Source organism: Rosistilla oblonga, assembly GCF_007751715.1.
GTDB lineage: Bacteria > Planctomycetota > Planctomycetia > Pirellulales > Pirellulaceae > Rosistilla > Rosistilla oblonga.
The window spans coordinates 2,509,617-2,530,283 of record NZ_CP036292.1; the positions used below are offsets into that span (position 1 = coordinate 2,509,617).

17 protein-coding genes are annotated in these 20,667 nt (G+C 59.6%); 10 read left to right on the forward strand and 7 right to left on the reverse strand.

Going from position 1 to position 20,667, the window contains the following annotated elements; all coding sequences use genetic code 11:
* Positions 1-2: 2 nt before the first annotated feature.
* Positions 3-1,142 carry an SGNH/GDSL hydrolase family protein gene (locus CA51_RS08875; RefSeq protein ID WP_145119750.1) on the reverse strand — a complete coding sequence of 380 codons (1,140 nt, stop codon included), beginning with the start codon at positions 1,140-1,142 and terminating at the stop codon, positions 3-5.
* Positions 1,143-1,433: 291 nt separating this feature from the next.
* On the opposite strand from CA51_RS08875, the gene CA51_RS08880 reads away from it, so the two are divergent.
* On the forward strand, positions 1,434-2,561 hold the full coding sequence (locus tag CA51_RS08880; RefSeq protein WP_145119752.1) for a serine hydrolase domain-containing protein: 1,128 nt from the start codon (positions 1,434-1,436) through the stop codon (positions 2,559-2,561).
* Positions 2,562-2,938: 377 nt separating this feature from the next.
* Positions 2,939-4,096 (forward strand): CynX/NimT family MFS transporter, encoded by a 1,158-nt coding sequence (locus tag CA51_RS08885; RefSeq protein ID WP_145119754.1) that lies wholly within the window; start codon positions 2,939-2,941, stop codon positions 4,094-4,096.
* 136 nt (positions 4,097-4,232) lie between these two features.
* On the opposite strand, the gene CA51_RS08890 is transcribed toward CA51_RS08885, so the two are convergent.
* The 3 genes from CA51_RS08890 to CA51_RS08900 form a co-directional block, all read right to left on the reverse strand.
* Complete coding sequence (locus tag CA51_RS08890; RefSeq protein ID WP_197451700.1) at positions 4,233-5,411, reverse strand: sialidase family protein; 1,179 nt, start codon at positions 5,409-5,411, stop codon at positions 4,233-4,235.
* A 347-nt stretch (positions 5,412-5,758) separates the two neighbouring features.
* Positions 5,759-12,100 carry a hypothetical protein gene (locus CA51_RS08895; RefSeq protein WP_145119756.1) on the reverse strand — a complete coding sequence of 2,114 codons (6,342 nt, stop codon included), beginning with the start codon at positions 12,098-12,100 and terminating at the stop codon, positions 5,759-5,761.
* A gap of 343 nt (positions 12,101-12,443) precedes the next feature.
* Positions 12,444-12,878, reverse strand: a complete 435-nt coding sequence (locus tag CA51_RS08900; RefSeq protein WP_145119758.1) for a hypothetical protein — start codon at positions 12,876-12,878, stop codon at positions 12,444-12,446.
* Positions 12,879-12,891: 13 nt separating this feature from the next.
* Between CA51_RS08900 and CA51_RS25760 the strand changes: the two genes are divergently transcribed.
* The 8 genes from CA51_RS25760 to CA51_RS08935 all read left to right on the forward strand — a co-directional run bounded on the left by CA51_RS25760 (position 12,892) and on the right by CA51_RS08935 (position 18,612).
* Positions 12,892-13,044 carry a hypothetical protein gene (locus CA51_RS25760; protein WP_197451701.1) on the forward strand — a complete coding sequence of 51 codons (153 nt, stop codon included), beginning with the start codon at positions 12,892-12,894 and terminating at the stop codon, positions 13,042-13,044.
* A complete protein-coding gene (locus CA51_RS08905) occupies positions 13,041-13,757 on the forward strand; it encodes a hypothetical protein (RefSeq protein ID WP_145119760.1) in 717 nt (238 codons plus the stop codon). The genes CA51_RS25760 and CA51_RS08905 overlap by 4 nt, the downstream gene beginning before the upstream one ends.
* Before the next feature lie 49 nt (positions 13,758-13,806).
* Positions 13,807-14,073 carry a hypothetical protein gene (locus tag CA51_RS08910; RefSeq protein ID WP_145119762.1) on the forward strand — a complete coding sequence of 89 codons (267 nt, stop codon included), beginning with the start codon at positions 13,807-13,809 and terminating at the stop codon, positions 14,071-14,073.
* Positions 14,070-15,050, forward strand: a complete 981-nt coding sequence (locus tag CA51_RS08915; RefSeq protein ID WP_145119764.1) for a hypothetical protein — start codon at positions 14,070-14,072, stop codon at positions 15,048-15,050. Before CA51_RS08910 ends, CA51_RS08915 begins: the two co-directional genes overlap by 4 nt.
* A gap of 92 nt (positions 15,051-15,142) precedes the next feature.
* The gene (rpmA, locus tag CA51_RS08920; protein WP_145119766.1) at positions 15,143-15,391 is read left to right on the forward strand and encodes a 50S ribosomal protein L27; all 249 of its coding nucleotides are present in this window, start codon (positions 15,143-15,145) and stop codon (positions 15,389-15,391) included.
* 142 nt (positions 15,392-15,533) lie between these two features.
* Complete coding sequence (gene obgE, locus CA51_RS08925) at positions 15,534-16,667, forward strand: GTPase ObgE (protein WP_145119768.1); 1,134 nt, start codon at positions 15,534-15,536, stop codon at positions 16,665-16,667.
* The gene (locus CA51_RS08930) at positions 16,664-17,458 is read left to right on the forward strand and encodes a type III pantothenate kinase (protein WP_145119770.1); all 795 of its coding nucleotides are present in this window, start codon (positions 16,664-16,666) and stop codon (positions 17,456-17,458) included. The genes obgE and CA51_RS08930 overlap by 4 nt, the downstream gene beginning before the upstream one ends.
* Positions 17,455-18,612, forward strand: a complete 1,158-nt coding sequence (locus tag CA51_RS08935; protein ID WP_145119772.1) for a GTPase — start codon at positions 17,455-17,457, stop codon at positions 18,610-18,612. Before CA51_RS08930 ends, CA51_RS08935 begins: the two co-directional genes overlap by 4 nt.
* Before the next feature lie 78 nt (positions 18,613-18,690).
* Here the strand turns inward: CA51_RS08935 and CA51_RS08940 are convergent, their stop codons facing one another.
* From CA51_RS08940 to CA51_RS08950, 3 genes are all read right to left on the reverse strand, one after another.
* The gene (locus tag CA51_RS08940; protein WP_231746081.1) at positions 18,691-19,383 is read right to left on the reverse strand and encodes a zinc metallopeptidase; all 693 of its coding nucleotides are present in this window, start codon (positions 19,381-19,383) and stop codon (positions 18,691-18,693) included.
* A 140-nt stretch (positions 19,384-19,523) separates the two neighbouring features.
* Entirely contained in the window at positions 19,524-20,177 is a 654-nt protein-coding gene (locus CA51_RS08945; RefSeq protein WP_145119774.1) for a hypothetical protein, read from the reverse strand.
* Between the two features lie 48 nt (positions 20,178-20,225).
* Complete coding sequence (locus CA51_RS08950) at positions 20,226-20,588, reverse strand: DUF2752 domain-containing protein (protein WP_145119776.1); 363 nt, start codon at positions 20,586-20,588, stop codon at positions 20,226-20,228.
* Positions 20,589-20,667: the final 79 nt, after the last annotated feature.

Here is a 20,667-nt window from a genome sequence, read left to right on the forward strand (position 1 = left end):
CTTTATTTGGCGGCAGGAGCTGGCGATTTACCCGCCAGTTGATGTTGCAGCCATGCGTAGATCGAACTGCCGATCTGTTGGTATCCCGACTTGTTAGGGTGCACGCTGTTGTTATCGGGATATCCGTCGACGGGATCGAGATTCAATTGCGTCGGGACGATCAGGATCTGCGGATCCGATTTGTCGGCGATGTACTGCATCTGCCGCTGGACCAGTTGATGTTGAATTTGTTTCCAACCCCAACGCGAATAGCGGCCCTTGTAGTTCGCTTCAAACGCTTCCTGCCGCGCGTTGGGAGGCGTGGTCAGACAGATGCCGATCGTCGCGTTGGGAGCCGCCGCGCGGGTCGCGGCCACTAATTGGTCGGCATATCCAAACACGGTATCGATCTTTGCATCGGTCCCCGCGACGTCGCCCGCCGGCGCGCTGAACAGATCGTTGATCCCCAGTTTGATCACGACGTAGTCGGGCAACTGGCCATCGCACTGCTCTTTGAAGTAGCGAGGCATATCGAGAACCGGCTTCGACTCGTCGTTCAAAAAGACAAACGGGCTGCTTCGTTTGCGGTGCGTTCCGTCGGGATTCGGTTCGTATTTGTTGACGAAATTCCACCAGGTCCAACCGCCGTAGCCCTCGTGCGCGACATCCGCTGCAGCCGACGCAGGCTTGTGAGTTCCCAACATCTTCCAAGGTTGCTTGGCATCTTCGGTCATCAACCTTGCGATCTCGTTGGGATAGGCCGACGCATGAGTCAGGCTGTCACCGATGATCAAAATCCGAATCGGTTCGGTGCTGGGCGATGCGGCTCCCGCCGTCACGCGCAACACACTCGCCGCGGAATCCAACAGCGTGTCGTCGGCTGAATAGAGGTCGACGCGAATCGGGTAGACTCCGACATCTCCCGCGGTTGGCGTCCAAGTCCAATGGTGTTGTTCGGATTGGCCAAAGTCGCAGACGACGTCGAAGCGGTATTTGTCGGGGCTCTGCGTGAGCACGATGTTGTCGAAGTAGATATTGGTTGGGACACCGGGAACAACATAGATTTCCGGCGGCAGGGTCAGCTGAAGATCGGTTTCAGTCTGTTGCCCCCAAGCGGGAACGACCAGACAAAACAGCAGGAGCGTGCAAACACTTCGAATCATGAGAGAGTCTCTTCGGCGGGAATGGTAGAAGGCGAGTGGAAACGATTGTTGGGAGGAAGGGAAATCATATCCCGTTGGATCGGTCGACGCGAATTGACGGCCGATAATTCTCGGCCGCGACTCTGGTTTTGCCTTTGCCAAACCGGTCGGCAAGCGATTGTTCACATCTCCGTGGCGAGCCAAACTTTGTGAAGCAATCAAGAATCGGGCGTTGCCTGCTTGCATTCGGGATCGTCAGCGACGAACTTGGAGCGCCCCGTCTTTTCCCTTTGCATTCAAAAGGTCCCGCCGATGAAGATGCTCGCCCATTGCAGTTTGATGATCCTGCTTTCTTTCACAACCAATATCGCTGTTCGCGCTGCGGATTCCGGCGACTCCCGATTCGATGCGATCGAACCGATCGTGCGGCGCGGCATCGAAGCGGGCCAGCTGCCCGGCGCAGTGGTTGCCGTCGCCGACTCGACAAAGATTCTGTACCTGCGTGCGTTTGGCGATCGCCAGATCGAACCGACTCGCGAAGCCTTAACGACTGACACGATCTTCGATCTCGCGTCGCTGACCAAGCCGGTTGCGACGGCGACGTCGGTGATGCTTTTGGTGCAACGGGGCGAAGTCGATCTCGATCAACCTGTCGCTAAATACCTACCCGAATTTGCGGTCGAGGGGAAAGAAGCGATCACGGTTCGCGATCTGATGTTACACGTCGGAGGCATGATCCCCGACAATTCGATCCGCGATTATCAAAAGGGGATCGATGTGGCGTGGGAACGCTTGTTTGCATTAAAGCCGAGATCCGAGCGCGGTGAGAAGTTCGCCTACAGCGACGTCGGCTTCCTGATCTTGGGCAAGCTGGTCGAACGCGTTAGCGGAACGACGTTGGATCAATTTACGCAGAAAGAGATCTTTCAGCCGATGGGAATGGAGACGACTTCCTATCAACCCGATCCCGCCTTGCGCGACCGGATCGCGGCGACCGAACCACGCGATGGAGAGCTGTTGCGTGGAAAGGTTCACGATCCGCGAGCTGCCTTGTTGGACGGAGTCGCCGGCCACGCGGGACTCTTTTCGACGGCGGAGGATCTGGTCCGCTACGGCCAGATGATCTTGAGCGTCGATGACGAGACGACGTCAGCTCCTCGCGTATTGGATCAAAAAACAATCGCCGCGATGATCCAACCGCATCGGGTGCCGCGCGGCACGCGGACGCCGGGCTGGGATCACCAAAGCCCCTATTCGTCGAATCGCGGGACCACCTTCTCCGACTCCGCCGTCGGGCATGGCGGGTTCACGGGGACAGTCCTCTGGATCGACCCCGAAAAAGATCGCGTGTTTGTCTTTTTGAGCAGCCGGCTGTATCCCGACGGCAAGGGATCTGTCAACCGTTTGGCCGGCGAGATCGCTACGATCATCGGCCGCTGAGATTCAAAGCTCCAGCGCGACGTCGCAGCTCGGGCGACGTCGAATCTCTCTGGTGTCGATTCAAAATTGCGTAATCCGCTAGATCGCCAGACGCCGCTGCGCGTTGAATTCACAGCTTTGGGAGGGCGTCGGCGAGCCCTTTCCATTCTGGCCGTGGATCGTGTTTCTTGAGGGGCGCTCGACGGGTTCGTGGGGCCGGCGGTAGACTGCAACGCTGGCATTCAGCAGCATCCGGCCTGTGTCCTCAGATTCCATAGGGAAGGTTCAGTATCGAAAGTCCGAATTCAACGGAGGTCGTCGAGCGGCAGGAACGCGTCGACCACGTCCCACAGCGCGATCCTGAGCCCGTGCCTTCGACCAAGGCTGCTTCGCAACCGATGAATCTGTTGTTGCTCGTCGGCATCCTGCTTGTCGCTGTCAATCTTCGGCCGGCGTTGGCGAGTGTTGGTCCTTTGGTTGAAGAGATCCGGCAATCGACAAGCCTGTCCAGTTCGCAATTGGGGTTGCTGACGACGCTGCCGTTGATCGCGTTTGGTGTCATATCGACCCTAACCCCGCTGTTCACGCGGCGTTTGGGGATCGGCGGTACGTTGCTCGGAGCGTTGGCGTTGCTGGCCTTCGGGATCGCGATCCGATACGTCGCGTGGCTCCCCGCCTTGTATTTTGGGACGCTCTGTCTGGGGATTGCGATCGCGTTTGGGAACGTGCTGCTGCCTAGCATCACGAAACGCAACTTTGCCGCGAATTCCGGGTTTGTCACAAGTCTCTATTCGAGCGGGATGGCGTTGGGTGCGTCGATGGCCGCGGGGTTGAGTATTCCGTTGGCCAACGGATTGGGGCTCGGTTGGCGCGGGGCGCTGGGGATCTGGGCGATTCCGGCCGCGATCGCTTTTGTGGCGTGGTTGCCGCAGGTTCGTCGGTTGACGAGATCGGAGCCGAATCGAAGCTTTGCAAAAGCGATGAAAGATTTGGGCGGGTCGCGATTGGCTTGGCAGGTCGCCTTTTTTATGGGCCTGCAATCGCTCACCTACTACGCGGTCTTGGCGTGGTTGCCAGCGATCTTGATCAGCCGAGGGTATGACGCATCGTTTTCGGGCTGGATGCTCTCGCTGTCGCAAGGGATGGGGATCGTCGGTTCGTTGATCATTCCCACCATCGCGGGACGCAAGCCGGACCAGCGTGGCATTATGTGGTTCCTCGCCTCGGTGGAGGCGGTCGGACTTGTTGGGTTGATAGCCAGTCCGGCGGGCTGGATCGCGATCTGGGTTTCGTTGATCGGTCTTGTTTTGGGCGGATCGTTTGGGTTGGCCCTGCTGTTTATCGTGCTGCGAACTCGCCACCCAGAGACTGCGACCGAGTTGTCGGGGATGGCCCAGTCGATCGGCTATTTGATCGCCGGGACAGGTCCCCTGCTGTTCGGCAGCCTGTTCGATTTGACGGGAGCCTGGACTTGCTCGATTCTCTTTCTGATGGCGGTTGCAGTCCTGAAGCTGGCGATGGGCTTGGGAGCTGCCGCCGCGCGAACTGTCGATTAGCAATCTTGGGGCGGAAGCCCCGAGATGAATTTTGCTGCCTGTCCCCTCGTTGCTTCCCGAGGCCGAAGGCCGACACAAAAACTGCCGGCGGCGTAAGTCGCCGAAATCCCGGTTCAGCGATCCTGGGCGTGTCGCACTATTTGAGACGCCAGGTGGCCAGACGAAGTTGAGCATTGGAGCTGTCGGGAAGCTTTTCGTACCAGACCGTGGCAAACGATCCCGGCGCCAGTTCGACTGTCGATGGGTAGCCGAGATCGCCGGAGCTTGCGTCGGCTTGAATCAGCATCGGCGGCGACCATGTTTCGCCGTTGTCGTCGCTGATCCGAGCTTGGTTCCCCAGCGGCTTGCGGCGATGGCCATAGGTCATCAACAACCGATCGTCGGACAGACGCAGCAGGTGCGATGGCAGGCCCCAGATGCCGATCGATTTGGGAGATGTCCAGGTCTTGCCGCCATCGGTCGATTGCGTTTGCAGCGTTTCGCCCGCATTGGCTTTGTTGTGATTGCGGATCTGAACGATCAAGCGTCCGTCGGCCGCTTCGACGGCGTGCAGTTCGTGGTACTTCGATCCTTCGTCTCCGTCGCGCGTGGGGATATCGGCGATCCATTGCCACGTTAAACCGTCGTCGTCGGAAGTGTAGGCGGCAACTTTCCGGCCTTCTTCCCAGAGCGCAACGCCTGCGTAAAACAAGCGTCCGCTTTGCAGCGCGATCGGCCCGTGGGGACTGTTGACGGGCACGCGGTAGGCGGGAGACCAGTTCAGCCCACCATCCTCGCTGCGGATCATCCAACATCCCAGATGCGATTCATGTTCTCCTTCGGCAACACGTCGGTGAGCTCCCTTCCAGCGTTCCAACTGAGCCCCGGCCAGCGGATACGGAGTGCCCGCTTCGGCGGCCGCAACCGCTTTTTCGTAATTCGGTTGGTAGGCCATCGAAGTAAACGTGGTCACCAACAGAGTCCCTTTGGCAGTCTCCACAATTCCCGCGTCGCGATCGTCCAGCGGACCATCCAAAATGGTTCGGGCATAGGTCCATGTCTTCCCGTCGTCGTCGGATCGAATCAGTTCGACGCGTCCCATCGGACAGACGTGGCTGTCGCGGCCACCCGAACAAACGACCAACAGTTCGCCGTCGCGAGTCCGCAGCAGCGTCGGCCAGCCATGGTAGCGATCGCTCTGCAGACTGATCGTGCGAATCGGATCGACATCGATCCCAGGGGCTTCATCGGCGGCAAACAGTCGCCCGGTTTGGCTGACCAAAACGCCAGCGGCCGAGGCGGCTAATAACGAGCGGCGGGAAATGGGATCCATCATGATGATTCTCCGGCAGGGGTGTGATTGGGGGGAAGGGGGATCGCCAGTATACCAACTGTGGAGAGAGGTTGCCGGTTTGCCAACCGACAATACCAGCACGAAGCGCAAGCGAGTGATCGCACCATCGAACCGGAAACACTCGCTTGCGCTTCGTGCTAGTATTTGCCGCAACAAAACACCATGTCACCATGGTCGCCTTTCGCTCTGCGAAAGTGCGGATGTTGAACGCACTTTCGCGGAGCGAAAGGCGACCGACGATCGCAGGATAAAGCCAACCGATCGGGTTTGGCGATATCCTGCTTGACATCATGCATGGTTAGGCGACGCGTTGTGCTGGGGCGTCGCGTTTACTGAGCCGGTGCGGCGACTTCGTGCAGCGTCGCGCCGACGTCTTCCGCGACGACCAGGATCGCAAACTTCTCGGTTGTCGCGAGCTCGGGCGTGCTGAGCGATGTGTAATCGAAACGGCCGCGCAGGTCGGTGTAGCCGTCTTTATAAAAGCGGATCTGGCCGTCGCGGTGTTTCGCATACACCTTCACATACGCGCCGCTGATCGGCTGCCGACTGCCGGCCTGCAGCACCTGAACTTGACCAAACGCTTCGGCTACGTAAGTCGTGAGATTCCCGCCGTAGTAGAAGATCGTTTGCCGCACGCCTTGCCCCGTGACTTCGACCAACAGCGTCTGCTTTGCCAGTTCGGGCGACAAGCGATATTCCAGCGTCCCACTGGCCGCTTGCAGCGTCAGCGGTTCGCTTTCATTGGCGGCGATCATCGCTAATTGGCTGACGTCGTTCTGAATGAAGGGCGTCTTGCTGAACAGCAGTTCGAGATCCATCGAATAGAAACGGATCTCCGCTTGGCGAATGTTCTGATACCGGATCAGTACGGTATCCTGCCGTAGAGCCAATTCGATCTTCGGTTCTTTGGCCGCCGATTGGCTCTGCGCGCTATCGCGTCCCCAGACCGATAGGTCGGCTGCGTCGGCGGTCGGCAACGCATCGGCGGGACGATCTGCTCCTGCGATTTCCGCTCCGGACATCAGCACCCGCCGCTGCTCCAATTGGTTGCTGAGCTCGGTAAATCGCTGACGCCAGCGTGGGATCGGGAAGCTTTGGTAGTTGTCGGCAATCGCCGCTGCCCGCCTGTAATCCTGAGCGAACAGCGCCAGATAGGCGTCCAGATAATCGTATTGCAACTGCGGCGTCGCCTCGTCGCGAGCGACCGTTTCAAACCGTCGGATCGCTTCTTCGATGCGGTTCTGGAGCAACAGGTAATAACAAAGCACTAGCTGTTGCTCGGTCGAGGGCTTTCGTTGGTACGACAGCACGTTCATCCGATGGCGATATTGTTGCAGCAGTCGATCGTTCATGATCTCCGGCTGATCTCGCAGTGGATGGATTCGCGACCGGACAAGCGGCGCGTATTCCAAGTGCTCGTACAGATCGCGGTCGACGGGATCGATCGTCAGCAGGTTCGAACGCAGCACCGGACCGCAAGCGGCCACAAATTCGGTGTCGTTGGAAATTAGTTCGGTGATCCGTGGTGCATCCTTGTGATACACCGCGTATCCCCAAACGGTTTCATCCCAAACTTGAAATTCGGTCATCGCGCGGAGCACGACGTCGTAGATCGCCCGATCGCGCAAACGCGGTGCGACCTGCGTCCAATCGAGCTTCCGCAGATTGGCGGTCTTCAAAAAGTCGGCGATCTTTGCGGCGTCACCACGCAGTGCGATGTATTCCCACGTCTCTTCATCGATCTGCGTCGGATTGTCGACGACGCCAAAGGTGCGCGGCTCGCCCGAGGCCAGAGCCATGCCGTCGGCGGAAACACTGGCTGGATAATGTTTGAACTGGCCAGCCGACGGGAAGTAGAACTGGTACTCGAGCGTCTGCGTGGCGAACGGTTCCAATTCCAGTTGCCGGCTGTCGGTCTCGCGGCCGCCACCCAGCGGCATCGCGCCGGCGGGAATCTGCCACAGCACATCGATCTGTTGGATCGTGGGCGTCGGGTTGGTCAAGACGATCTGGCCGAGATAGGGTTGCCCGACGAGAAACTCCGCCGGCGCGAACGCTGTTGGTTTCTCATCGTCTCGCTCGCTGTCGGCTTCAAAGCGTTGCCCGACCAACACTGGCGAATCCCCTTCCAGCGGCCGGACTTCGCGCAATTGTTCGGTCACGACAGCCACGGGATGTGGCGGCGCAAACTGCGGCTGGTCCTCTCCGGCGGGCAGATCAGCCTCGCTGGCGAAGGGGAGCCCCGTCGTGGCAAGCGCGATCAACGCGGCGGTCCGTGTTTCGGTGGGGACCAACAGTTCGCTGCTGACAAAAGGTTGCGTCCCGTCGTGCTCGGCGAGATGCTGCCAGTACCGACCGACCGGAACGAGGTCGGGCGTTTGTTCGATCCGCCTGATCCGATCGTATTGGCTCTCGGCCCACTGACGCGTCGCGGGCAACGGCCGGAAGAATCCGGGACCGGCAACACGCTGCAGATCGCTCTCCCGATAGAACAGGCTCATGTTGGCAGCTTCTTCTTCGGATAGCTGTGCTTCCACCGAACGTTTCTTGCGTCGCATCAATTGGCGGACTGCGGACCCCGCTTTTTCGTCGGCTTCCATTTCGGGCATCGCGGAGAGCGATTCGGAGACCACACCGTCGGCGAATGCATCGCCCATTCCTCCCATGCCACCACCAAATCCGAACATCACAGCGCCTCCCTGGTCGTCCAGTTCCAGCCCCAGCAGCGCCGCGTCGATCCGGCTGCGGACCGCAGCGAGGTCTTCGTCTTGAAGCGCGATCCGATTGTCGAACTCGCGCACGACCGCAGCTCGCGAAGAATCGAGCCGCATCGCCAGCAACGCTTTTTCGGCGGCGTTCAACTGCTCATATTTCCACAGCTGGGTGTAAGCCGACAGATCCTCTTCCAGCAGCCAGCGATCGACAAACGTCTTCTCCAGCTTGTTCTTCAAATAGGGAAGAACGACGGCATCGAAGAAGGGGCGATCCTTGTGATACAGGAACAGATGCAGCTCATGGCACGCCAAGCGTCCGTAAAGATCCAACCGCTGTTCATTGTTCAGTTCATGCCATCGCGACAGCGGTTCGAACTCGGGCCATCGTTCGTCTTCGACAACGCTGCTGTACAACCGATACAGGTCGCCGACGGTGGAGTAGATCTGCATCCGTGCGGCTCCCAGTTCGCTGAGATCCAAGGGCTTCGCTTGCGAAGCGATCAAGACGGCGCGAGTCTGCGACAGCCGTTTTGCCGGATCCAAGATCGTTCGCAACCGGAGGTCGTTCGGTTGCAGTTGCGGCAGATCGCGCGTGACGGTCTGTTGCACGATCGAGATCGGATCGCTGACGACGACGCGGATCAGCGAAGCATCGCCCAAGGCGTTCAGTGGAATCGATAGACGGCCGTTGGCGTCGACTTCCAAGTTCGTCAGCACGCTCCCCTGCGTCGGCAGAAAGTCCCAACTGGCGGAGAGTGAAAGCGGGTGTCCAAAGGGCTCATTGCGGTGCATCGAATCGGCGGGCATCGGCGGAGCGGCCGCGGCGCGGCTCTCCATCACATCGCCAGCCATCGCATCTTGGCGAGCGTTTTCGGTGGTGTCGGTTTCCCACGGATTGAGGATCAGCGAGGGCTGGGGCAACAGGTTGCCCGGGTATTTGGTCGCATTGCGACGCCGCAACACATATTGATACTCCTCGTCCAAGCGTCGGTCGCTGACAAAGCCGCTGGCCGCGATCGAACGCGGTTTGATTCGAGGCGAATAATCGTCCAAGCCGAGGGCCGCAGCGGAAGATTCGCCGGGAAGGTAGCGGCCGCCAAACAGATGGACGCGCGAGAGCGGATTGGCACCGGACAGCTGAACAACAAAGGCGTCTCCTTCGACAGCCGCTTTGGCGATCGAAGTGCTCAGCGGCGGGCGGCGTTCCAGTTCACGCGTCTCGCCCATCAAATAATCGCCAGCGGCAATGCCTGCGGTAACGCGGATCACAAGCGAACGATTGTGATCGTTGTCGACCAATCGATAGTCTCCCGCCGCGAGCGATTTCAATCGCACCGCACCATCGCGAACCGATAACGCTTGGTCGACGCTGGCGTACGGCTGACCAGCCCGTTCTTCCCAGATTCGGAATCGGCCGGCGTCGTCATCTAAATCGCTTGTCGGGATCAAGATCTCGGTCTCCGCCAAGGCGTGGATCTCTGCGGGCCAATGCGATCCCGATTCACGCAGCGACCAATCGCGCGAGGGCAAGCCGCTGGAGACGGCGGCCAGCGAATCGATGCCCGACAGCGGCCCCAGATGCAGCGTCCCGGTTTCATCGGTTTGCAACGTCGCATCGACGTTGTTGTTGCGGTAGCGATGGCGAAGGCTCAACCGGACCGCTTGGCCGACCAAAGGTTCGCCGCTGCGGCCGCGGGCTTCGATGGACCAACCGCCGTCGTGTCGCGCCAAAAACAGGTCGGCGATTGCGTCGGTCTTCTCCGTTTCGTTGATCTTCCACACCTTGATCGCGTCGACTTCGACTCGCTCGCCTCCGCTGCGACTGGCCACCCGTCCGCTGACGCTTGCCGTAATCTGCACCGTGCGTCGCGGGACGCGGAACTGGACTTCGAGTTCCCGGTCGAGAGTGAACTCGAGATCGCGGTACCGCTTGCTGGTGGCGACGCCATCGAGATCGGTCGCGGTAACCTGGACTTCGACCTCTTCGACGATCTTGGGATCGATCGGCCGATCGGCGACCCACAACCGCGGGCGGATCAAGATCTCCGCCAGCTTGCCCGGTTGCAATTGTTGCCGATGCGTATGGAAGCCCGCTTCCAATTTGTAGCTCTCGGCGCGGTGGTGGAACTTGATCGGCATCGCAATCGCGTCGTCGATCAAGATCGCATCGCGGGTTGTGGTCTTGGCGGCGAAGGGAACGATGATCGTCCCCGATTCATCCGCTGTAAATTCCTGCGTTCCAATCTGCAGCCGCGCTTGCGCTGCAGGGGTGCCATCCTCGCGGAGGACTTGGAAACGGTGCCCCGCCGCGCCGATCGTCTCTGCAAAACGAAGGTCCCCGCGGCGGATCAGAGCACGCGATCGCCTGCCGCCTCCCAACAGATCGACAACCCAGACACCACGTCCTTGAATTTCGGGCAGTTCGATCCGCTGGCGATGACGCCGCAAAGCGGGCAGGTCGTACTTCAGCGAACGACTGTGGTTGGCGACCAGTCCATCGAGATCGATCGCCGTGCTCAGCGGTTTGCGCCCCGCGCGGCAATAGGCTTCGGTGTTGATCCGATAGATGCGGATCATCAATTCGTCGACGTTTTTGATATCGACATGCAGCGCCGCCGGTTCATCGACCGACTGGTACTCCGAATTCGTCGCCGCCAACGTGACTTCGACTCGCTCCTGCAACGCCTTCTGATCCTCCGGCGACAACTGAGCGAACCATTGGTCGCGCGGTTCAATCCCGGCCAACAGCTTGGTTTCGGCAAACAGATCGCGAAGATATTCCGGCCGCAGGTATTGGGCGAAGGCTTCGGGAGAAGCGGCATCGCGGAGAAAGTGTTCCAGATAAGCACGGACCAGCGGTTGGTCGTCGCCGATCGGTGGCAGCATCGCTTGCTGCCGGTAGTCGTGGTCGAGTTCCGCAATCGTGCCGTCGAGGCTACGTTCGATCAACTTCGGCAAGACGATCGGGCTTTGCCGTGGCAGGGCCAAGTAGTCGATAAAACGCTGCTTCTCGAACTGCTCATTCTTCAGATCGGCCGCGAGTCGATGATAAAGAACCGACGCCTTCAGGCCGTTGTAAGCATCGGGTAGCGTTCGAACAAACTCTTCGACCCGCTGCAGATAGTCGTGGTAGACCTGTGGTTGTTGGCTTGGATCGCTGTCCGCGGACGGACGCAATCGCAACAGGATCGCCGAAACAAGTCCATCGTCGCTAGCAACCTCTTTGACCTGCCGGCGGACTTGTTGCAATTCATCCAGCGTGAGCACGTCGTGTATGGGGAGATCGCCAAACTGTTGGTGTTGTGGACGCCGCTGTTGAAGTTCGGTGATCACGAGATCGACGATTTTCGGGAGCGCCGGTTGGTCGAGCCGTTCCAACAACCAACGCAATGTTTGCGGCGAGACGATGTCATCGGGTTGGTCCGCTGCGGTCCAAATCTGCACCAACCGTCGCTGACCTGCGGATGTGAGCGTCTCGCGACGCTCGGCAGCTGCAAGCAATTGTTCATCGCCATCGATCAACGCCGCGTCCAATGAAGCTGGCAATTGCCGCTGGCCGCGGACGCGAGGCGGTTGATGGTCGAGGTTGACGTTTAAATGACGCCGCAGGTATTCGAGCGTTCGATCGGGAGTCGCTTCGAATTGGAGCAGATGCTGGCGATGCTGCATCCCCAACAGACGCGGGTCTTGGTCAAAAGCCTTGTTGGCGGACCAGTCGGCGAGGTAGGCGGCCGCCAGTTCGGGTTGGCCCATCGTTTGATGGTGCAACGCATGGAAATAGTAATAGTCTGCCGAACCGGGGAGCAGGTCTTGCAAAAATTGTTGGCGGTCGACAGCCAAGGCGTAACGCTCGATCGATCCGATCTCGGTAGCCCGCGCGGTCCGCTGGGGAATCGAAAACATTCCAACTAACAATCCGATCAGCAGCACCCAATGTTCAACGGCGTGAAGTGACATGAAACGTGTCTTTCAGAAGAGAAGAAGTGGTTGACAACCACGGGACAGCCAAGGTTCGCCGCCTCGCGTTCCAGATCGATGGCATCCAACCAGTTTACATCAAGACAGACGCAAGCTTGGGGGAGCGGTTCCCGAAAAAGAAGCCGAGCGAACAAATGTGGCGAATTTGCAGCGAGCTGCGAGATTTCCGCGAGACCTTGGCCGACCGCGCGGGTTTAAAGAGCATCAACTCATCCGTTCTCATTCTCTACTGCAGCACGCCGGGCCGATGTCGGTTCGGGATCCGCTGCCCGCTTCACATTGGAGGTCGACAAGCATGCTTCGTGATCTTTTAAAGACAACTCTATTCGGAACGGCGATCGCTATCGCGACAACGTCCGCCGCCTTCGCTCAGAACGAAGATCGAGATCGTGGCGACGACGCTCCACCACGTCGCCCTGCTGGTGAACACCGGCGACCGGGCGGAGATGTTGAAGCTCCGATGCATGGTTTCGAAGGTGAACGTCGTGGCCTTCGTGGTGATGCGGAGCGACCGCATCGCCGTGAGGGTGAACATCGTGAAGGCGCACGTCGTGGCCCTGGTGGTGATCGGGGACGCGGCGCGATGGATTCGCGTCAGCATGGCGATATGAATCGCGGAGATTCGGATCGGCCGGATCGATTCGAAGGTGAACGTCGCCGTCCAGGTGGAGATGCGGAGCGGCCGCAGCGTCGTGAGGGCGAACGTCGTGGCCCTGGTGGAGATCGGGGACGCGGCGCGATGGAGTCGCGTCAACACGACGATATGAAACGTGGAGATTCAAATCGTCCGGATCGATTCGAAGGCGAACGTCGCCGTCCAGGTGGAGATGAGCCTCGGTCGCATCGCGATGCCGGCGAACGCCGTGGCCCTCGTGGAGATTGGGGACGTGGTCCGTCGGACTCGCGCCATCACCACGGCATGAATCGTGGCGACTCGTATCGGTCGCATCGCGATGCCGGTGAACGCCGTGGGCCGCGTGGAGATTGGGGACGTGGTCCGTCGGACTCGCGCCATCACCACGGCATGAATCGTGGCGACTCGTATCGGTCGTACCGTTTTGCCGGTGAACGCCGTGGGCCGCGTGGAGATTGGGGACGTGGCCCGTCGGAGTCGCGTCATCACCACGGCATGAATCGTGGCGAGTCGTATCGGTCGTACCGTTTTGCCGGTGAACGCCGTGGGGCTCGCGGAGATTGGGGACGTGCCCCGTCGGACTCGCGCCATCACCACGGCATGAAGCGTGGCGAGTCGTATCGGTCGCATCGTTTTGCCGGTGAACGCCGCGGGCCGCGTGGAGATTGGGGACGTGGCCCATCGGAGTCGCGACGCCACCACGGCATGAATCGTGGCGAATCGTATCGGTCGCACCGTTTTGCCGCTGAACATCGTGGACCTCGCGGTGATCGAGGGCGCGATGCGATGGAGCCACGGCACCACCGCGGCGAGAAGAGTTTTAAGAATGGGAAGGGAAAGTCGAAGCGGGGCGAGAAGTCGGCGAAGCATCGCGACGGCAAAAACAAGAAGCTGTCGGCAAAGTCGAAGAATGGGAAACGCGACGGCTCCAAGAAGGGGAAGGGCAAAGGAAAGAAGAAGCATCGCGGTGGGGATCGCGAGAAAGGCCGAGGGGCTCACTAGCGGAAAAAATCGTCGCCCGATCGACAATTGATCGGATCGATTTCGCCCCATGAGACCGCTTCAATCGGCGGGGCAACTCGCCTTAAAAACGTGCCAACCGCCGCTTGGGATGACCCAACGCGGCGGTTTTGTCGTACCGGTTGCAGGTTTCCCAGCCGTGAAACTCGGAAGAATCGTTGCTTTTGAGCCGAATTCGGGCGAGAATGTGGCTTACGATTTGGCTTTGACCGTTGTGGCAATTAGGATTCATCAGTATCAAAATCCACTCAACGGCGGTCTCCCTTTTCGCTTGTCAAGTTTTCTTGGGCTTCCATGAATCAACTGTGCACCTCCATTGTCCTGACCGCCAGTCTCTTCGTGGGCGTCGCCAGCGCGTTGGCTCAAGCCCCCGCGGCGATCGACGACGCGGCTCGTTTCGCTCCGGGAATCGTTCGCGTGATCGATGCCCCGCCGGAACCTGAAGAGACGTTTTCGGGCCCGCTGCCGCTGCAGGAGTTCCTGGCGAACAATCCGCAGATCGATTGGAAAGCTCCCGATTTCCCGGAGGGGCAGCCGTTTTTCAACTCCCGCAGCCGGACGCTGATCGAAAAAGCGAAACAGGTCACGCTGCGACGCGAGATCTACGGCTTTGAATTTGCTTTCAAACCGATGCGACAGATCTACGTCGACATTCCGCAGGCTAGCGGCGTGATGAAACGCAAGTTGATCTGGTACATGGTCTTCCGCATCCGCTACCGCGGCGGCGACCTGCGATCGAAGGAAGTTGTCGACGAGTTTGGCAACAAAACCTATCCCGATATCGAAGCGATCGCCTACAAACAACGCCGCTGTTTCCCGATGCTGGTCCTTTCGAACCACGCCAAGGGGAAAGAATATATCGATCGCGTATTGCCGACGGCTCGCGAGCCGATCGCCCGCCGCGAACAGATCCGTTCGAAACTGCACAACACCGTGGAAATCGGGACCGTAAACATCCCGCGGACCACCGCTGCGGATGCTCCTGGCGTCTGGGGAGTTGCGACTTGGGAAGACGTCGACCCCAGCACCGACTTCTTTTCGGTCAACGTCAACGGCTTGACCAACGCCTTCCGAACGGTTCAGGAGGGGGGCGAGGAGAAAGTTTTGCGAAAAATTTTGCAATTAAATTTCTATCGGCCTGGTGACAGCGTACGTCAACTGGCCGATGAAATCAGGTTCGGTGTTCCCGCCTTCGAGGACCCAGCCGAACAAAGCTACGTATTGAAGCAATATGGGCTTACCGAACGGCTTGATTATCAGTGGCTTTTCAGGTAAATTTCCCTCTTCAATTCACACAACCCCAAACCACCTGGGCTTGTCTGCGATCGCAGGTCGGCCCGTAAGCAAAAGATACAGGAAGCCCCACAATGGCGCATAAAAAGGGACAAGGCTCCAGCCGTAACGGTCGCGATAGCAACGCACAACGTCGCGGAGTCAAGAAGTTTGGTGGTGAAAAGGTCGCTCCAGGCAACATCATCATTCGTCAAGTTGGCACCAAGGTGCACCCAGGACGTGGCGTTGGCATGGGCAACGACTACACGCTGTTTGCGTTGATCGACGGCGTGATCAAATTCGACCGCGAAGGTCGCCGTGTCAACGTTGTTGACGCTGCATAGTCGACCGAACTTCACGCATCCGACTTAAGTTAAAACGATCAACGGCTGTATCGCGTCAAACGCGGCACAGCCGTTTTGCATTGGTACTGTTCCATTTTCGCGGCGACATCCTGCTCGCGACGCCACCTTTAGGCCCCTGACTATGTTCGTTGATCGCGTTGAAATCGAAGTAACCGGCGGCAAAGGGGGCGATGGCTGCATGAGCTTCCGCAAAGAGAAGTTCGTCCCCCGCGGCGGACCCGATGGCGGAGATGGCGGCGGCGGCGGAAGCGTGATCCTGGTCGCTCGCGATGGCGTCAACAACCTCAACGACTTTGCAGGACGCAAGTTCTGGAAGGCCGAACGTGGAAGCCATGGCTCGGGAGCCAAACGGACGGGCCGACATGGTGCCGATATGGTGCTTTACGTTCCGCCGGGAACAACGATCATCGACGCCGAGCACGGGTTTGTGATCAAGGACATGATCGACATCGACGACACCGTCGTCGTGGCCCGCGGCGGCAAAGCTGGCAAGGGGAACACGTCGTTCAAGTCGGCGACCAACCAGGCGCCCCGAGAGCGCACCGTGGGCGAATTGGGAGAGGTCCGCAATCTGATCCTGGAGCTTAAATCGATCGCCGACGTCGGCCTAATCGGGATGCCCAACGCCGGAAAAAGCACATTGTTGAGCCGGTTGAGCCAGGCGCGGCCGGAGATCGCCAATTATCCATTCACGACCAAACATCCCAACCTGGGGCAGGTGAAAGTCGATCGCGATCGATCGTTCATCCTGGCCGATATCCCCGGTTTGATCGAAGGGGCTCACGAAGGGGTTGGGCTGGGACACGAGTTCTTGCGGCACGTCGAGCGGGCCGGAATCCTTGTCCACTTGGTCGAGCCCGAGCCGTCCGACGGGACTGATCCCGTTGAAAACTACCGCTCGATTCGTCACGAGCTGACCGAATATACGAGCCAGTTGAGCGAGCGTCCCGAGATCGTTGCCGTCACCAAATGTGAACTCCCTGCGGCCGATGAAGTCTGCCAGCGAATGGCGGAAGTCGTCGACCAACGCGTTCACCGCATCAGTGCGATGACCGGCGAGGGCTTGAAGGATCTGTTGGAGGCGGTTTCGGCTGAACTGCTGAAACGCCATCAATTGCCAACAGCCAGTTCCAACATGGTCGCTCCCGAAGAACCAAAACCGAAGCGCGTGCCGCCGCATCTGGCCGGCCCAACCTCCAAATTGTCAAACGAAGTCCAGGCGCATGACTACGTTCACGAGGAAGAGTCGCCGTGAGCAGTCGCTTTCGCGTCGCGGTGGATGTTGGGAATTCCTCGATCAAAATTGCCTACCATCCGCCGGGCATGACCGCGGACGCCAGCGACTTGCGTGTCGTCAGAGTCTCGTTGACAGGAGCCGATTGGCAGACGCAGCTGGCAGATCTGACCAGCGCGTTTCCGCAATCCGACAACACGGTCCAGTGGCTGCTAGCCAGCGTCAATTCGGTCGGCTGCGATCGCTTGTCGGGTTGGATCGAAACACACCGCGCCGCCGATCGAGTGCGCGTGATCGATCGCAGCGATGTCGGAATCGAAACCGATGTTCGGATGCCGCAGCGGGTCGGAATCGACCGTCTGCTGGCCGCCCAAAGCGCCTTCCGGCTGGCCGGCGACCGATCGGCGATCGTGATCGACGCCGGGACGACTGTCACCGTCGATCTCGTTGCGTCGCCGGGCGTCTTTCGCGGCGGAGCGATCCTGCCGGGCTTGGGGCTGCAGTTTCGCGCCCTTCACGAAGCGACCGATAAGCTGCCGCGGCTAGAACCTCCCGACGACTTGGCCTCCCTGGAATCGCCGGGCCGCGACACGCAAGCCGCGATGGAACTGGGCGTTGCGTCGGGGATCGTTGGTGCGATCGATCGGTTGGTCGAATCGTTTCAATCGACCTGCGACGTGTCGCAGATCTTCTTGACCGGTGGCGATGCCGGCCGCTTGTCTCCGGCGATCCGCAGCCCGCATCGCGTCGTCGTCGACATGCCGCTGCGTGGACTGTACGGTATCGAACTCGCGGATTCCTCATCGCTATGAACGCTTCGGGCAACGACGCTGCATTGCAAACCTGTGTCCTGACGCCGATCGGCCGCGGCGCGATCGCGACGGTTGCGGTGCGTGGTGCCACGGCCGCCGAGATCGTTGGCAAATACTTTTGCCCCAACGCGGGAAGTTCTCACCTGCCGATCGATCGAATTCGATATGGCGTCTGGAGCCGGGAGCCCGATGGCGAGATCGGCGAATCGATCGTCGTTTGTGCGACAAGCGAGACCGAAGTCGAAATCCATTGCCATGGCGGCCGCGCGGCGGTCGAAGCGATCGTCGGCGATCTCGTCGCGTCGGGAGCGGAACGGATCGGCGGCGACAGCTGGCTTCAGGGGCGATCGGACAACTTTTGGAGCAGCGAGTGCCAGCTCGCGCTGGCTGCCACGCAGACGCCAACGACTGCGGGAATTGTTTTGGATCAAATCCGCGGCGCGCTGGCGACAGCGACCCAAGCGGCGATCGAACAACTTCGATCGGCGAACCTTGAAGCCGCGAGCCAGGCGATTCAAACTCTAATCGATCGAGCGCCGCTGGGACGCGGCGCTAGCAAGCCGTTTCGCGTCGTGATCGCTGGACCGCCAAACGTCGGCAAAAGTAGTCTATTGAACCGGTTGCTCGGCTACGATCGCGCGATCGCCTACGATCAACCAGGGACGACGCGCGACGTATTGTCTGCCCGCACAACGCTTGGCGGTTGGACGATCGAGCTGCGCGATACCGCGGGGATCCACGAGACTGCAGAGGCGATCGAACGCGAGGGAGTCCAATCGGCTCGCCGCGAAGTCCAATCGGCCGATGCCGTTTTGATCGTCGTCGACGCATCGGTCGGCTGGACGCCCGAGCACGACGAGATCGCCAAGCTGGTTCCGGATCCGATTCGAGTTTGGAACAAAGCCGATCTGATCGATGTTGAAGCGATGCCGGATGCGGCGGAAAAGATCTTTAGCAGCACGCTATCGCAGGCGGGAATCGACGACCTGATCGCAGCGATCCTGCAGCAATTGATTCCGCTGCCGCACGCGGCTGGAATGGCGGTGCCGATCACCGATCGGCAGCTTGATTGTCTGCAAGAGGCTCAGGCTGCGATCGCATCGAGCGACGCGACCTCCGCGGCGGTTCACTTGCAGCGGCTGCTGCGTGGATAGTCTTCCGACGCCGCGGAGCGGAAGCGGCATCTGCTTCGCTGTCCACTAAGGCCAGTGAAGCGATCTCAGTTGCATGGTCTAGCGTCGGTCGCCGAGAGCTCGGAACAGGAAGTAGGCCAGCGTCATCAGCGACTGCAACGTGGCGGCAACGTAGGTCAGCGCCGCGGCGTTGAGCACTTTGGAGACAAACGGCAAGTCGCGTTCGGCAATGATTCCCTGGGCGACCAGTTGATGTTTGGCGCGGTTGCTGGCGTCAAACTCGACGGGCAAGTTGATGACTTGGAAAAAGGCAACCGCTGCAAACGCGATCACTCCCACCCAGACCAGCGGTTGCAAACTAAAGGCCAGACCGACCATGGCGACTGTGCCGCCCAGCCCCGAACCGATGTTCGCCGCGGGCACCGCAGCGTTGCGGATCACCAAGGGGGCGTAATGCATCGCATCTTGCATCGCGTGGCCGGCTTCGTGGCAAGCGATACCCACGGCGGCCATCGAATTGCCACCATAGACGTTGCTGCTCAGACGCAACACCTTGGCTCGCGGATCGTAGTGATCCGACAATTCGCCCGGTGTCTGTTCGATGCCGATCTGTTGCAGTCCGGCCGAATCGAGCATGGCGCGAGCGGCTTGGAAACCGGTCATCCGCGCCGGCATCTGGCTCATTTCATGGTAAGCGCTTTTAACCCGCCACTGGGCAAACATTGCCAACAGCATCGGCGGGATGACAAACAAAAACCAAATCGGATCGAAGTACATTTCGGTAACTGCCAAGAGTCTGAAAGCGTCGAGAGGTTGCTGCCACGATGGCACGCCAACGTCGATGGTTCCCAATCTTGAAGCAACTCGTGTGCCAAATCACCCAAACCGCACGGCTTCCCACCGGCGGATGATGGCGACTTCGATCGTCCGAGTTAGAGATTGACGATTACCGCATCCAATGCGACGCTGTCGCGCGGATCGTAGCGGTGGAAATACCGAGCTACACGTCGAGAGAGGACTTCCAGGAAGTCGCGTCGGAACTTGGCTTCGGTCGTTTCCGAAGCGTATTTTCCGGTGTGAACGGGGAAGGTGAAATCATCCAGGCTGCGGCGGAACTCCTTGCGTCCCTCTTTGACATCGTAAACCGTGGTCGTCACATTGGCGCGGCCGCGGTACAGCGTCTGGCCTTCGCGGAGCTTCAAACCTGTAAGTTCGATTCCCAACACCTTGTCCGCTTTGACGCCTTTGCCGAGGGCGACGAAGTCGAGATCTTCCCAGCCGTTGATATCCTTCCAGCTGTCGATCTCCTCTTCGGGGATCAATTTGATTCCGTCGACTTCGATCTCTAGGAATTCGCTGACCTTCCGCGTGAGCGTTCGCGAGGTGATGTCATCGCTGTATTGGCTGCCGTCGGTGATCACAACGACTGCGGTCCGCTGCCGGGCCAAGTCTTTGTATTCGGCAGGTTGCAGGTCGGCCCCCACCGCGTACATGATCGTGGTCAGGGCGCTAGTACAGCCGAGCTGCGCGAGGATTGTCGATGCCAACAAGACGCAACCGATCAGCTGCGTGAAACGAGGTCTCATGGGGATTCCCTTCGCCAATGCGACTTCCATAAAAATGTTCTGCACTGCTCAAACGAGCCGCACAATCCAGTCGACCAAGGCGACCGACATCGCACCGATCAAACCGATTGCAATCAACCAGGTCTGTTGCGGATCGGCCGGCCGGCCGGTGTATCCAACGCGGACGGCACCCACGCCGACCACCGTTGCTAGCACCGCCAGCATAAATCCGCCTGGATTCGCGTGGAGGCTGGAAACCCATTGCCCACGAACGTAGTGCGACCACGATGTCGTCATACCACAGGCCGGGCAACGCATTCCCAACAACACACGAAATGAACAAGGAGGCAATCCGAGCTGGTGATGAGTTCCCAGCCCCGCCGAAGCGGGACGCAGCCAAGCGGCGGTTGCCAGCATTGCGAATAAACACATCGCCAGACCTATCGCTATGGTTCGACCTCGCCAGCCGAAAAGCCTTCTTGCAGTGGGGACCTTAGCGGTTTCTGCCGAC